Origin of the sequence: Anabaena sp. UHCC 0399, assembly GCF_034931465.1 — a bacterium.
GTDB classification, from domain to species: domain Bacteria; phylum Cyanobacteriota; class Cyanobacteriia; order Cyanobacteriales; family Nostocaceae; genus Trichormus; species Trichormus minutissimus.
In genome coordinates this window covers 65,858-80,794 of the sequence record NZ_JAYGGZ010000007.1, presented here as the reverse complement: position 1 = coordinate 80,794, position 14,937 = coordinate 65,858, and the positions used below count along the sequence as shown (strand labels likewise).

Sequence of the window (14,937 nt, the reverse complement as noted above, 5' to 3'; positions counted from 1 at the left end):
TTCATAATTAGCTTACTGCTATGCTAACTCTTGACTAATAACTAATGACTATTGACCAATCACTAAAACCCGTGGCACAAGTTTTTATAGAAAACGTTTATAAAAGTTTTCCTCCCCGCCGAGGGGAAAGTGTGGTATTACCAAGCGAATCTGGCAAAAAAAACGATATACCACCAGAACAAGCAGGAAGTATTAATGTATTGCGTCGGATTAACCTCACCATTCCTGATGGGGAATTTATGGTATTGGTGGGGCCTTCTGGTTGCGGGAAAAGTACCCTATTGCGGTTAATTGCTGGCTTAGAAGAAATGACAGGCGGTAATATTTGGGTAGGCGATCGCTTGGTGAATGACTTACCCCCCAAGGAACGGGACATTGCAATGGTGTTTCAAAATTACGCTTTGTATCCCCATATGACCGTGTATGACAACATCGCCTTTGGGTTACGTCGCCGGGAATTAGGAAATGGGGAAAATCACCACTCCCAACTTCCAAATTGGGCAGAAAATCTCTTGGTGGGGACGACAAAAAAGCTACCCAAAGGATTACGTTATATATCGGAGAAAGAGCGAGAAGTAGATCAACAGGTGCGGGGTGTGGCTGAGTTATTGCAAATTGAAATGTTGCTACATCGCTTACCAAAGCAGCTATCTGGGGGACAAAGACAACGGGTAGCATTAGGAAGAGCGATCGCACGCAATCCTCAAGTATTTTTAATGGATGAACCGCTTTCTAACCTAGATGCGAAGTTAAGAGCAGAAACCCGCGCTCAAATCGTCAAATTACAGCGACAATTGGGGACAACGACGATTTACGTCACCCATGACCAAACTGAAGCGATGACAATGGGCGATCGCATCGCCATCATGAATCAAGGTCAAATTCAACAAGTCGCTTCTCCATTAGAGCTTTATAACAACCCAAACAACCGCTTTGTCGCCGAATTTATTGGTACACCACCAATGAATTTTATTCCCGTAGAATTTCACGCGCCTCTGTTAATTACCCATGCTCAATTCCGTCTTACCCTTCCAGAAATTTGGGCTAATCCGTTGCAAAAATATGATGGACAAACCCTAATTTTAGGTATTCGTCCAGAACACTTGAACTTAGCCGTACCTGCTACTAAAAACTTACAAGTGCAAGTAGACTTAGTAGAAAACCTGGGTAACGATGCTTTTATTACTGCAACACTAGTTGAAGAGCAATCTAAATTCGCCCACATCATTAATCCTCTGCAAGTGCGAATTCCACCAGAACGATTAGTCAGTGTAGGTGAGCAACTTTGGTTGTCGCTTACCCCAGATAAAATTCACTTTTTCGACCCAAACACCGACTTAGCTATTTTTCCCTAGTCTCTAAATGCGCGAATGGGTAGGTGTTCAAAATCGGCTTTTGACAACGCAGGCTGAAATTGCAGTAGCGTAAGGCTTTTGACAAATTTATTGATCAAAATAGCCGCGCACTTTATGTAGTAAGGGTTTTAGGCATTTGTATACTAGTCAACCAAAATTTTTTATGCTACGATTACTCCATTCGCGCAACCGAACCTTGAAAACTAAATACAGACAGTATTTGAGGTCGCCGCTATTGCAATTTCATTAACTCCCTATCAGGGATTGAAACAAAAATGTGTAGCTAGGACACTCATTAGTATCAGATTGCAATTTCATTAACTCCCTATCAGGGATTGAAACAGCAGTTAATCAACGTATTAGTGATGCTCTTGCTATTGCAATTTCATTAACTCCCTATCAGGGATTGAAACGCAATGATGCCCCAATACCCTCTAGCGCACTAGTCACATTGCAATTTCATTAACTCCCTATCAGGGATTGAAACAATTGGTCACGAGTTGTTTTTCCTGCGTACCTATTGCAATTTCATTAACTCCCTATCAGGGATTGAAACTTTTTCGCAATAAAAAGGGCTTAGGTGTCCAACACCAAGAAATTGCAATTTCATTAACTCCCTATCAGGGATTGAAACAGCTCCGCTAGCTCCTGTTCCAATAAGGTAGCATTGCAATTTCATTAACTCCCTATCAGGGATTGAAACAATTAATAACTGAGGCAGTATTTTATAAGCCTTGGATTGCAATTTCATTAACTCCCTATCAGGGATTGAAACTTCTGCTACTTATATGGATGCTATTACTATACAGGAAATTGCAATTTCATTAACTCCCTATCAGGGATTGAAACGATTCTATCTCTGTGTAATTCTTTGGTAATCCCATCATTGCAATTTCATTAACTCCCTATCAGGGATTGAAACATGTTGGGATCGGAGGTGCTGAATATAGCTTATTAATTGCAATTTCATTAACTCCCTATCAGGGATTGAAACTTACATTATGATGTGGAGGATACTGTAAAGATAAAATTGCAATTTCATTAACTCCCTATCAGGGATTGAAACAGAACCTTCGACATAAGTGCTTAGTGTCGAAGTCAAATTGCAATTTCATTAACTCCCTATCAGGGATTGAAACGGTATTAGTGAAGTTGTTGCGACTTGTACTTCTACAATTGCAATTTCATTAACTCCCTATCAGGGATTGAAACCAGATCAAGTGAACTTCTTCGCCAAATGCCTGCCGCTATTGCAATTTCATTAACTCCCTATCAGGGATTGAAACGAATACGCACCATTTAGAACATGATGCCTTTAGCCATTGCAATTTCATTAACTCCCTATCAGGGATTGAAACTCTACGCCATCACCTAATAATTCCGCGCTGTAAGATTGCAATTTCATTAACTCCCTATCAGGGATTGAAACTGGCAGTTTTAGCGATCGTGCTGTCGTTGAAAACCAATTGCAATTTCATTAACTCCCTATCAGGGATTGAAACAGTGGGGTGAACAAACATCAGTCATAACTCAGATTGCAATTTCATTAACTCCCTATCAGGGATTGAAACCAGCCGGCTCAGATTTTGACTCCTCTATTAATAGTGGTTATTGCAATTTCATTAACTCCCTATCAGGGATTGAAACTCAAACAACATTACTCGCAGCAAATCTTCTGGGTTATTGCAATTTCATTAACTCCCTATCAGGGATTGAAACAGCGATCGCCCAGCAAAAGCTTTTACTTTACCCTTGGATTGCAATTTCATTAACTCCCTATCAGGGATTGAAACTTTTTAGTATCTTTCTTAACTGTACGAGCAAATGATTGCAATTTCATTAACTCCCTATCAGGGATTGAAACTTAAGACAGATTTCTCTGTGCCATTTAGGCAGTTTTATAAAATTGCAATTTCATTAACTCCCTATCAGGGATTGAAACAGAAGCTTGGCGATCGCCATTTCTTGTATACGGAAGCCCTGCGCCAAATTGCAATTTCATTAACTCCCTATCAGGGATTGAAACACGCCACTTGATGTAGTTACTCAACCTACTACACCAGTATTGCAATTTCATTAACTCCCTATCAGGGATTGAAACGTTTACCATACTTGCTACAGTAGCCATAATCTGGGCTATTGCAATTTCATTAACTCCCTATCAGGGATTGAAACTTAAAAGCGTTGACAATGCGATTTTCTTCCACTTGATTGCAATTTCATTAACTCCCTATCAGGGATTGAAACTACTCGTTCTAAAGGATAAAAAAAATGACCAATCATTGCAATTTCATTAACTCCCTATCAGGGATTGAAACTAACCACAGGGAACGCCTCAGCTATATCTGCTGCATTGCAATTTCATTAACTCCCTATCAGGGATTGAAACTGTAATTGGCGGAAGATTCAAACCAGGCAATTAAAATTGCAATTTCATTAACTCCCTATCAGGGATTGAAACAAAGAACCTCACGATTTTGAAGTTAAGGGTAAAATTGCAATTTCATTAACTCCCTATCAGGGATTAAAACCAGGACTTACCGCCACTGCAAAGCGAGCCAAGACATTAGACTATAAAATCATACATTCATATAAGTCAATTCTCAGTATATTTAGCATACTAAAAGGCGATCGCCCCTTATCATCTTTTTGGCTAAAAAAATCTATCTAATAACTCTTCCCGCGATAGTTGCAGTCATAAAATATCTGGGTTCTTTTTATGTAGAGACGCAATAAATCGCATCTGACAAAACCTAAGATGTCATAGAGATAAGCGTTTGCAATGACAGAAAATATTATATTTATTTACACACATCTACTTACTTAGTATATAAACATTTATAAAAAGCCCAAACTTAAGTATTTCATCATACTAAATGGGTGTATTTCCCTTATATAAATTATTTAAGAGAATATAACTGCTATGATATAGATACAGAACAGCGAAAACGCTACACATTGTAAGGCAGCCAAGATGGATGCTTAATAGGGTTTTAAGGTATATGTAGCCAGGTAAAAAAATTTTTAAGCAGGCAGATTTGAGAGGAATCAGCTATCAGAATTTCAACCTTTAATATAGTAGCTTTGTCTTAGTCTACTAGTTAAATCACCCCTAGAATTCTCATAGAGCAAACCAAACGTAATTTCTTTTTTTAAGGAGTCTTTTAATGAGCCTAATTATCAAGTCAATTCTTAGTGCAGATATAGAAGCTCGCTATCTTAGCCCTGGTGAATTAGGGTCAATTAAAAGCTTTATTAAGAGTGGTGAAAGCCGTCTGCGCCTTGTTCAGACTTTAACGGAAAACCGAGAGCGTATTGTTAAACAATCTGGAAATCAACTGTTTCAAAAACGTCCAGATATTATTTCCCCCGGTGGGAATGCTTACGGACAAGAAATGACTGCAACTTGTCTGCGAGATATGGATTACTACCTACGCTTGATTACTTACAGTATCGTTGCTGGTGACTCTACTCCCATTCAAGAGATTGGCATCAGTGGTGTTCGTCAAATGTATAGTTCTCTCGGCACTCCGATTGAAGCTGTTGCTGAAGGTATCCGTGCGATGAAGAGTTTTGCTACCTCAATGATGTCAGAAGAAGACGCTAACGAAGTTGGCAGTTACTTCGACTACTTAATTGCAGGACTCCAGTAGGGTAATGAATCACCTTGCTGGAACTGCTAGAGTAATTTAACTGTGTTGGATAAAAGTCTGACTAGAGTTCTACAAAATGTTGAATAAAGTAGAAGTAAATTGCTTTATAGCTACTTTATTTATTACTACAATGGAGAGTCATAATGTCTAAGGAAAAAAAAGGTAACAAAGAAGCGAAGAAACCAAAAAAAGATCCTGATAAGAAAAAGGAGAAAAAAGATCCAAATAGATATGATGGATTAGGTTAGTAAATTGAGAAGCTTTAAGTCTTGTCTCATGTGATTTTGATAATGCTTCATCTAGTAATAGATATGTAGGAGTTACCAAATACATGAAACTCTAGCAAATCTTTTTACTAACTTTTTATAGACACATGAATCAGCCATGTGAATTGGCTGAGTTTTTTTTACATAAATCTATCTAATAACTCTTCCCGCGATAGTTGTAGTAATAAAGGCGTAAATTCTTCTGGAGATAAAGCCAATAAAGGTTCAATCATTTCTCTTAATTCAGCATCTAAAGCACCAAACCTAACTTGTAATAAATTTTCTATAACTTTACGGCGTTCTGCTTTAGTACCTTCTTGAATCCCCTCTTGCATCCCCTCTTGAATTCCCTCTTGAATTCCTTGTTGTTTAGCTTCTGTTAGTCTCTGCTCGTAAACTTGACGTGCTTCTTGAATTCCTTGTTGTTTAGCTTCCGCCAGCTTTTGCTCGTAAATAGGTGATAAGCGCATAATTAAATCTCTATCCTCCTGGTCTACATTTTGATTTACTTCTAAGGTGGTCTTTAAACTCAATAATAAATCAATTGCTTTGGCACGTAAGGGATGCTCTGAGGGAAGTGCTTCTAGTTCATCTATGGCTTGCTGCTGGACTCTACCCTTACCTAAAATTCTTAACCATAATGTTTCTTCAGTACACGGTAATTGATGAATTGCTACAATTGCTGTTCGCAAATAATCAGCTAAAAAATGTACTCCTCCCTCCCAGTGTTCCGTATCTAGGTTAGCTCTGAAACCATCTAATATAGATTCAGAAGCCGTTGGTGACAGAATCCACAATCTGGGTAATTCTGATTCATTAATCCGATTTTTACCAACTTTACCTTGACGCTTAATTTCAGCGAAGATATCAAATAATTTGTTCATGCAACTACGGATTTCGGCAATTGTAGCTGCATTTCTAAATGGTTCAATTAATGCAGGTTCAGCCGCAATCCTTCCTAATAACCCTAAATTTATTGTATCGCTGGTTGATGGGGGTGTAGGTGCAAAATAAATATCAATTTCTCTGATTTCTGCCGGAACTTTCCGACTTGTTTCCACTTCTCCTAATGGTTGTAATAATTCTTTAAGATAGTCTTTGGCAAACTGGTCGTAGGGAAACCTGGTCATTAGCTGATTTTTAGACTCTACCAAATATTTTACATGAGTGCGATCGCTACCAATAAACACGGGTGTCTGTAAAGAAAAGCGTTCTATTTGAAAGACATCACGATTGTTTTGTAAATTCAAACTAATCCCAAATGCACTTTCAAGGCAGCATCAATTATCGAACCATCTGCTAATGTTATCTCCCAATCGCTTTAAACATGGGTAATTGCGATCGCCTTTGGCGATCGCAATTACCCAACTAGGAAATATTCAAACTTCCGCCGGGTGATATTCCTGCTGTCTTTCTACAAAGGTTTGCACGCGGGAACGGTAATCTCTGACGATTTCATCCACCCAATCGCGTTCGTTACTGTTGGCATACAAATGCACTAACGGTTCACTCGCATCAGGTAGAACTAACAGCCAACTATCCTCGAAGGGTTGGCGAATTTTCACGCCATCGATGAGTTCGAGGTTTTGGGCAGGGTGGGTTTCCACTAAGTAACGCATCAATGCACCCTTAGCTGACCAAGGACAGCGAATGGTATAGTTTTTGTGAATGACACGGGGTAATTCTGCTCGGACAGTAGCCAGCGATCGCTCCTGAATGGTCAACATCTCAATAATTTTGGCGATGCAGAACATGGAATCAAAGCCGGGATGTAACTGTGGGAAGATAAAACCCGTATCACCGCTACCACCTAGCACCACATTGGCATTTTTCTGGCAAGCTTCCATTAATGCGGTTGGGTTCGCTTTGGTACGAATTACCCGCCCATCATGACGACGCGCCACCTGTTCCACTGCACTGGATGAATGCACCGGCACAACTACCGTCCCTCTGGGGTTAGAGGTGAGGATCATATCTACCATCAGGGCGGTTAAAAGTTCACCCCGAATTGCAAAACCTGACTCATCTACTAAAATTAGCTGTTCGCCGTTGGCTGATACCTGCACACCAAAATTAGCTTTCAAGGCTTCCACCACATGACCCAATTGAGTCAGGAGTGCTTCGCGGTCAGTGGTAGTTACAGCATTTTTATTTAAACTGGCGTTGAGAACAACAGCATCAGCACCAAATTTATCTAACATTTGCGGTAAAACTGCCCCAGATACCGCATACACGTAATCAATCACCACTTTAGCCCGACTATTGCGGAGGGTGAAAACGTGTAATAGCTTCTCAAAAGCTGTGCAGTAAAGGTCAATGACTTGACTGGGGTAAGCGACATCCCCAATTTCATGAGCCAAGGCGCGGCGCATATCTTCTTTAAAGAAAGCCCCCTCAATTTTCTTTTCCAGGGCTTTGGAAATATTAATCCCCTTCCCATCCATGAATTCTATCAGGATGTAGTCTGGGCGATCGGGGTGTACCCGGACATGAATACCACCGGCAATCTTCATTGTGGGTATGACTGTCCGCGCAATGGGAATGGCTGTAGCATCAAGGTTCTGCACATCTACACCCACTGACATCAAACCCGCGATTAATGACCTTGTAACCATGCGGGAGACGTTGCGTTGGTCGCGGGAGACAGCCACCTTAGATTTCGGCTTTAAGGTAGAACCATAAGCAGCACCCAACTTGACGGCAAATTCTGGGGTGATGTCGATATTAGCCAATCCTTGCACACCCCGTTGCCCAAATAAGTTGCGTTGGGCTGTGCTACCCCAAATCAAGTTAATGTTTAAAATTGCCCCTGATTCAATTTTCTTACTCGGCCAAACTCTGACACCGGGGCTAATTTGGGCTTCTTCCCCAATAGTGGATAAAGAACCAACTACAGCCGCTTCTAAGACATGAGCGCGGCGGTCTACACGAGTCCCACGGGAGATGACGCAGGCACTCAATTGAGCTTCATCACCGATAATTGCGCCATTCCAGACAATCGGACGCTTGAGATTGGCATCAGCCCCAACGGTGACGTTATCCCCAATGATAGTTCCCCCTTCAATTTGGACTCTCGCACCGATACGGCAGTTGTTCCCAATCAAGGCTGGGGTTTCGATATGGGCGGAGGGGTCAATATAAGTATTTTGTCCTATCCACAAATCAGACATTTCTTGTTTGTAGGCAAAATCAAGTTTTACCTTCCGTTCTAAAGCATCATACTGGGCTTCCCGATAGGCATCTAAATGACCGACATCACACCAGTACCCTTGGGCAATGTAACCGTACATGGGTTCATCTTTAGCCAGCAGCAAGGGGAATAAATCTTTAGAAAAGTCGCATTCGGTGTGATCTGGCAGATATTCTAAAACTTCTGGTTCGAGAATATAAGTCCCAGTGTTGACGGTATCCGAAAAGATTTCGCTAGAGGAGGGTTTTTCTAAAAAGCGATTAATTTTACCTGTTTCATCGGTGATGACTACCCCAAATTCAATGGGGTTAGGAACTCTAGTTAAAATTAACGTGGCTTTCGATTGTTTTTGTTTGTGAAAAGCGATCGCAGCTGTTAAATCAAAATCTGTGATACTATCACCGCTAATCACTAAAAAAGTTTCATCCAAAAGTTCGGCGATATTTTTGACGCAGCCTGCTGTTCCCAACGGTTGGTCTTCCTCCACAGCGTAGGTCATTTGTACGCCAAAATCACTGCCATCTTGAAAATAATCCCGCAAGACATCAGGTAAATAATGCAAAGTTGCAATCACTTCCGTAATTTGATGTCTTTTGAGTAAATTGATAATATGTTCAGCAATGGGTCGATTCAGTATCGGCACCATCGGTTTTGGTAGATCACAAGTTAACGGGCGAAGTCGCGTTCCCGAACCGCCTGCCATCAGCACTGCACGCATAAATCCTCCTTAACCTTTTACAGCCATATGTTGGTTGCAAACCTGTGAGAGTATATTGTGTTTTTCTCCAGTCTCCTACAAACACTGATTGTTGAGGAACTTCCGCTAGAGACATCTAGTGAGAAATCAGTATAAGTGTTTATGCCAATCAAACACTTGCTACCAAAATATCAGAACTTATACAACGATAATTTTGGCAATTTGCGGGTGTAAGGCTGTAAGGCTGTAAGGTTTTTAAACACCTACACCCTTACATCCCTATACCCCTGTACCCCTTGCCCAATCCTTGATTTTGCGTTTTCATGCGTAAGTCCTCAAGATGTTCCTACTGCTCAAGTTTCATTATGTTAGCTATGAGAACCTTGAGAGACAACCAGGAAGAAGGAAAAAGTAATATAGAAATTAAATAATACTCTGTATATCTTTTATACCTGAATTTGCTATCTTTGTGTTGTTCTATCGTGGCAGTAGATATAATTTCTGGTTAACCCGTAAATAGCTATGATGGTTAGAATCATCTACAATTTCAAGGGCAGAGGTATGATGAACTAACTCAGAGTTTAAATATTGGTGTATTGATGTTAGTTATGAAATGCCTACATCATGTAGTAATACTTATCTTGAATTTTGTCACTAACTAATGGAGTTGATGGCGATGAATCTATTTATTTTTGCTTTAATTGTGGTTTATGCAGGTGGTGCTTGGAAATTTTGGACTGGTTTTACACGGACTAATTTTTCCAAATCTCTACCCAATCGTATTGGTTTATCTTTGTTATGGCCGGTTTTATTTGTTGCCAATAAATCTTATCGGAGTAACTTCAGGAAAGCTTTGAAGGGTTAGATTAGAGAAGTGAGAATATTTCTACTACAGAACCCCGGTTTATTGAAAAAACCGGGGTTCTAGATTGTTTGAGATTCAAAAAAAATTATCTTTTTCTATTGCGATAAATATGAACGGCTGTACCTGCGGCTGCACCATTGATAGCATTATTTCCTGGTCTTCTGCAACCACCAATTACCGCCCCAGCTACTGTACTAGCACCAGCACCTACAACCGCATCTTGACCCAAATTACGGTTTCTGCGATTGCTTCTCAAGCCATTAGCACCGTTCACAGCTGCACCAGCCACTGCACCCTTAATAGCATTGTTTGCTACAGAACCGCACCTGGTAAAAATTCCAGTTACTGCACTAGCACCAGCACCAATTAAGGCATCTTCTACGACTTTGTTATCAGCAGCAGCCGGTTGTGCTTGTAGCAAGGTAACACTGGCTAAACTTGCAGCCATGAGGCTGGGTAGAAATGCACGTTTGAGGATTTTTTTCATAGGGTTCACGTTGTGAAAACATCTACACTAATGACAAAATAGCAATTTTTGCTGTTGCAGATGTAGTAGATGTTGTTATTTTTGGTGTAGACAACTGCAACTATTTTGTTAATGTCACTATTGCATAATGGCATTAATAAAATAGCAATAGCATCTACTATAAGCCGTAATCTTTTATATTTCTTTAAAAAATATTCTCGTAGTAGACAATAATAAAACTGGCACATTATCAGATTTTTAATGTACCAAGTATTATGTGTGTGATAAACCTAAAAAGCTTGAATCCACTCTTTGACAGAGTATTCAGTCCAAATACCATTTTGCCAGTAGGGGTCATTTTCGATTAGCTGGCGCACAGTGGCTTCATCTTCAGCCTCGTAAAGACCAAAAACTTTGGTGACATCTTTAGTAGGGCCAATCGTAATTAGTACACCAGATTCTTTTTGTTTGGCTAAACCGTCTAAGTGTGCTTCACGGTAAGGTGCGCGTTTTTCCAAAACGTCTTCGCAGTAAGAACCCCACATCACATATTTGGGCATGATGAATTTTAGATTGATTAACTACCTGTTGTCATCTTAGAAGAAAATGGCATTTGGGCAGAGAAACTCATGGTTATGAATCTGAGTTGTGCTGTTATATAGTATAGGATTTGGATTATAAGTTTTGCTTCATGTGTTGGTTGAGAGCAACATCAAGGTTTTACCACTTCATGAGAAAGGTCAGATAATGGAAAAGATTGGCGTATTTATCTCTAGGTTCTCAATTCAATAAGCGCACATAGCGAGGCAACAACCATGCAAAATCTTACTAGAATTACCCGTAATCCAGAAGTCATGGGTGGTAAACCCTGCATTCGGGGAATGCGCGTCACTGTTGGTACTATAGTTGGCTTAATGGCATCTGGACACAGCAATAGCGATATCCTTAAAGCATATCCCTACCTTGAAGAAGCTGATATTTATGAGGCACTTGCCTATGCTGCATGGCGAGTTGAAGAAATTGAAGTACCTCTCAGAAGTGCATGAGAATTTTGATTGATATGAACCTTTCCCCTGATTGGGTTGCGATTTTTGATAAGTACGATATTTCATCTGTCCACTGGTCTAGCATTGGCGACCCCTGTGAGAAAGATGCAATGATTATGGAGTGGGCGAGAACTAATGGTTATATTGTCTTTACTCACGATTTAGACTTTGGTACTTTATTAGCTGCAACGGGTGCTGATACCCCAAGTGTAATTCAAGTTCGCGCTCAGGATATTTTGCCGAACAGTATCGAAAATATAGTCATTTCAGCTTTAAATCAGTTTGAGTCCTTACTAGTGTCAGGCGCATTGGTCACTATTGACAAAGCTCAATCGAGGGTGCGTATTTTACCAATTCGTAAATAACGGGCAGCTTTAAAAGGTTGTTCACTTTGTATCAAGATACATCTAAGCCAAAAATGCACAAGCATTAGATACAAAGACTCAAGCTGTTGTTACTAAAGTTCAACCAACTATTGTAAATGCTCACGCAATTGCAGCGAATAAGTACGCATTTATAATAAATGTTCAAACTGTTGTGAATAACGCACAAAGATAATCAACTACAACCCAACCATTCTAAAATTTCATCAACTGACTGGCTGTGTGTAAAGACTTTGAGGGTGTTGTAGTCTGGTATGGGGTCGCTAATCAAACAAATCTTACCTTCAAATTTGCTGATGGCGTTGAGAAACACATTGCTGTATCTCTCCTCACCTTTATTATTAGTTGCGCCTGAGTGAAACACTAAAACCACCCGCTTATCAGTTTCTAGCAAATCCCAATAGGTTTGGAGTTCCGCCATTGTTTTCGGCGTACCATCTGGACATTTAGGACAGCCAGCTTTGAAAATTGCAGTGTAAATTTTGCTGGCTGGGTTATCAGGATCGATGAATTTACTAGTGTCGATACAGATTAAGTGAATGTTTTGGCTAAGGCGAGGGTCATTATTAGTTGTAGCTTGCAAGCATTGGGGTAAGTTGTGTTGGGTTAAATTTATTTTTTTATTTTGGTGCTTATGCCATGCTGTATAAAACTCTATGTAATTCAGATTGTAGGCACACACTTTAACTATTCTAAAACAGAAATCGTATGGATCAAGATGCTTGTTAGCAACATAATGACTTAAATTTTCTACTATGAGTGAAAAGTATTCTTTCCTATTTTCTTGTTGAAGAATTTGTTGTAAACTTTCAATTACCGCAAAGCCAGTTATATAGTTAACATTAGTTTTTAGTATATTTATTAATTCTGATAATAATTCATCTATACTGTTATGAATAAGTGATAATTTTTGTATTAAAGCATCCAGAATATCTAAGCCTGAACAATCAATTTTATGCAAGAACTTTTTCCATTTTTCATCTCTTTGACCAAATATTTTTACTATCTCTGAGACATATTGCTCATTTGATATGAATTTTACTTTCAATTCTCCACTAAAGTCTCTTTCCCAATTAAAGTCTAAATCTTTGCTAATTTCTTCTACTAAATTGTTATCTAGCCACTGGTATATTTTATAGTAACTCTCTCGGAAATCTACAGGCTCTCCCAGATACACAACCCATTGAGGTATTGTATCAAAACGACGAGCATATATGGGAGTTCCATCTTCATCAATTATATCTAAAATTTCTTCATTAAGGCTAGATTCTGGAAATTCATTCAACCCAGATTCAGCTAATTTATGGGCTTGTGATGAATAAAAATCCAGTATTCCATATTGATCATTAAATTCGATTAAATGGTTCAAAAAACAATCCTTATGTTCTTTTTGAATATCATTTCTTCCTAACCATAATAATATAGGTTGCCTCCACTGTGGTTCAAAAATGCGGTAAGTTCCCTGTGCTGGGTTGTGGGGAACATGATTCAGAAATTCATGCCAATAATCTACTTTTAAAGCTGCAAAATATTCTTGAAAATTAGGATGAAAGAAAGCATAAACTTCTTCATCAGTTTCCGCTAATCTATCTACTAAATTCAACCAACCAACATCACAAGCTAATTTAAATAATCTCTCACCCATTTCTTTATGTGCTGAACTCCGCCGCAAGCGAAAAATTGCACTACTGTTAATTCCTGCAAAAGCTAATTTGCTTAAAGCACAGTGTAATTCATCCTTTAAATTATCAGAGTTACATAACTCAGGAAATAACTTTGATTTCCATTCATAAAAATAGCGGGTAAACCTCTGGTAAAGTGCGGCTTTCGTTTCTGGTAATTCTCCCTGCTTATCTAAATCAAATGCCTGACATAACAGCGACAAACGCAGAGGATTTGTTACTAATTTACGAATATTTTCATGTTTAGTTTCTTTTAATTTTGCCTGTAATGTCTTCCCTTTTTGTAAATCACCAGCACGCTCAAACCACTGTTGAATAAATTCATCAATTTGTTCTAGTTTAAACTCTTGAGTTTTATAAGTATCAAATCCTGTGAGTGTATTATTAACCTGGGCATCCCAAACATTTAAACGACAAGTTAAAACCACTCGCGCCTGTGTCAAAGATGCTGTCAGTTCTCGATTAAGTTTGGCTAAGGCTTCCGCAGGTGAATTTTCACCCATTTCATCTACACCATCTAACAGTAGCCAAACTCTCTCTTTACCAAAACAAGCAAGTAATTGATGTTCAATTTCTGGCGTGACGACAACATCAGATTTAACTAATCTCATTGCTTCAGTCAGCCATTGTTTGAGTAAATATTCCTCAATAGTTCTTCCCTGTAAATTGGCGAGAGAAATACAGATGGGTAAATCTTGAGTTTTGTCTTTAATAAAGAAAGCAATGGTACTCAATAAAGTAGTTTTACCTGCTCCTGGTTCACCGATGATAGCAATATGTTTATTATTTTCGCTTGGCTGTTGTGTAATTACTTCTTGTAGAAATGCGTCATGTTCATAGGTTTTGACTATGACTTCTTGGGTTAATTCATAGACATTTTCTCTGTCTCGCTGTTCATTTAGCTGTCGGCGTTGCTGCTGTTTGCGTTCCACCAGTCCCAAGGGAACATAAACGTTAATTTCAAAACCTTGTTCTGTCGCTTTGCGTCTAAGTCTTGCAGCTTCTTGCTGACTTTCCAGCATGGCGGTGCAAACTTCACGCCAGTTAATCTGTGCAGTTTCTAACTCAGTATCGCTAGCTGATGAATTCCATACCTCAACACCAATAATTTCCTCTGGCTGCAAGTCAAGAACAGCAGCAATTAACTCGATAGCTTCTGAGCCAATTTTGTATCCCCATTTTGGGTTAAATAGTCGCTTGACCTGATCAAGAGTTACTTTTGCTTCTTTTCTGATGTTTTCATAAGTAAAACGTTTTTCACGCTTTTTTGTTTGGAGTTTTTCCAAGCCTTCCTTACTAGCAAGAAAACCTTTCGGTCTACGCGGTTGATTCAT

Annotated in this window: 10 protein-coding genes and 1 CRISPR repeat array; of the genes, 5 read left to right on the top strand and 5 right to left on the bottom strand. The window is 39.3% G+C overall.

Annotated elements, in window-relative coordinates; genetic code table 11:
- Positions 1–71 precede the first annotated feature (71 nt).
- The gene (locus VB693_RS05925; RefSeq protein ID WP_323265499.1) at positions 72–1,355 is read left to right on the top strand and encodes an ABC transporter ATP-binding protein; all 1,284 of its coding nucleotides are present in this window, start codon (positions 72–74) and stop codon (positions 1,353–1,355) included.
- A 234-nt stretch (positions 1,356–1,589) separates the two neighbouring features.
- A CRISPR array of direct repeats spans positions 1,590–3,886; the repeat unit is 37 nt; unit sequence ATTGCAATTTCATTAACTCCCTATCAGGGATTGAAAC.
- Between the two features lie 636 nt (positions 3,887–4,522).
- Positions 4,523–5,008: an allophycocyanin gene (locus VB693_RS05920; protein WP_190699827.1), complete on the top strand. Its 486-nt coding sequence runs from the start codon at positions 4,523–4,525 to the stop codon at positions 5,006–5,008.
- Between the two features lie 406 nt (positions 5,009–5,414).
- Here the strand turns inward: VB693_RS05920 and VB693_RS05915 are convergent, their stop codons facing one another.
- Complete coding sequence (locus VB693_RS05915) at positions 5,415–6,404, bottom strand: hypothetical protein (protein WP_323265498.1); 990 nt, start codon at positions 6,402–6,404, stop codon at positions 5,415–5,417.
- Positions 6,405–6,653: 249 nt separating this feature from the next.
- On the bottom strand, positions 6,654–9,182 hold the full coding sequence (locus VB693_RS05910; RefSeq protein WP_323265439.1) for a mannose-1-phosphate guanyltransferase: 2,529 nt from the start codon (positions 9,180–9,182) through the stop codon (positions 6,654–6,656).
- A gap of 655 nt (positions 9,183–9,837) precedes the next feature.
- On the opposite strand from VB693_RS05910, the gene VB693_RS05905 reads away from it, so the two are divergent.
- Positions 9,838–10,026, top strand: a complete 189-nt coding sequence (locus VB693_RS05905; protein WP_190699821.1) for a hypothetical protein — start codon at positions 9,838–9,840, stop codon at positions 10,024–10,026.
- An 85-nt stretch (positions 10,027–10,111) separates the two neighbouring features.
- Here VB693_RS05905 and VB693_RS05900 read toward each other — a convergent pair whose 3' ends face one another.
- Both VB693_RS05900 and VB693_RS05895 read right to left on the bottom strand, forming a co-directional pair.
- The gene (locus tag VB693_RS05900) at positions 10,112–10,513 is read right to left on the bottom strand and encodes a hypothetical protein (protein WP_323265438.1); all 402 of its coding nucleotides are present in this window, start codon (positions 10,511–10,513) and stop codon (positions 10,112–10,114) included.
- A 269-nt stretch (positions 10,514–10,782) separates the two neighbouring features.
- Positions 10,783–11,052 (bottom strand): YciI family protein, encoded by a 270-nt coding sequence (locus VB693_RS05895; RefSeq protein WP_237990939.1) that lies wholly within the window; start codon positions 11,050–11,052, stop codon positions 10,783–10,785.
- A gap of 255 nt (positions 11,053–11,307) precedes the next feature.
- Here VB693_RS05895 and VB693_RS05890 point away from each other — a divergent pair, with 255 nt between their 5' ends.
- Positions 11,308–11,538, top strand: coding sequence for a DUF433 domain-containing protein (locus VB693_RS05890; RefSeq protein ID WP_322646418.1), 231 nt, complete (start codon positions 11,308–11,310; stop codon positions 11,536–11,538).
- Positions 11,535–11,903 carry a DUF5615 family PIN-like protein gene (locus VB693_RS05885; protein ID WP_323265437.1) on the top strand — a complete coding sequence of 123 codons (369 nt, stop codon included), beginning with the start codon at positions 11,535–11,537 and terminating at the stop codon, positions 11,901–11,903. The genes VB693_RS05890 and VB693_RS05885 overlap by 4 nt, the downstream gene beginning before the upstream one ends.
- Before the next feature lie 193 nt (positions 11,904–12,096).
- On the opposite strand, the gene VB693_RS05880 is transcribed toward VB693_RS05885, so the two are convergent.
- Entirely contained in the window at positions 12,097–14,937 is a 2,841-nt protein-coding gene (locus VB693_RS05880) for an NACHT domain-containing protein (protein ID WP_323265436.1), read from the bottom strand.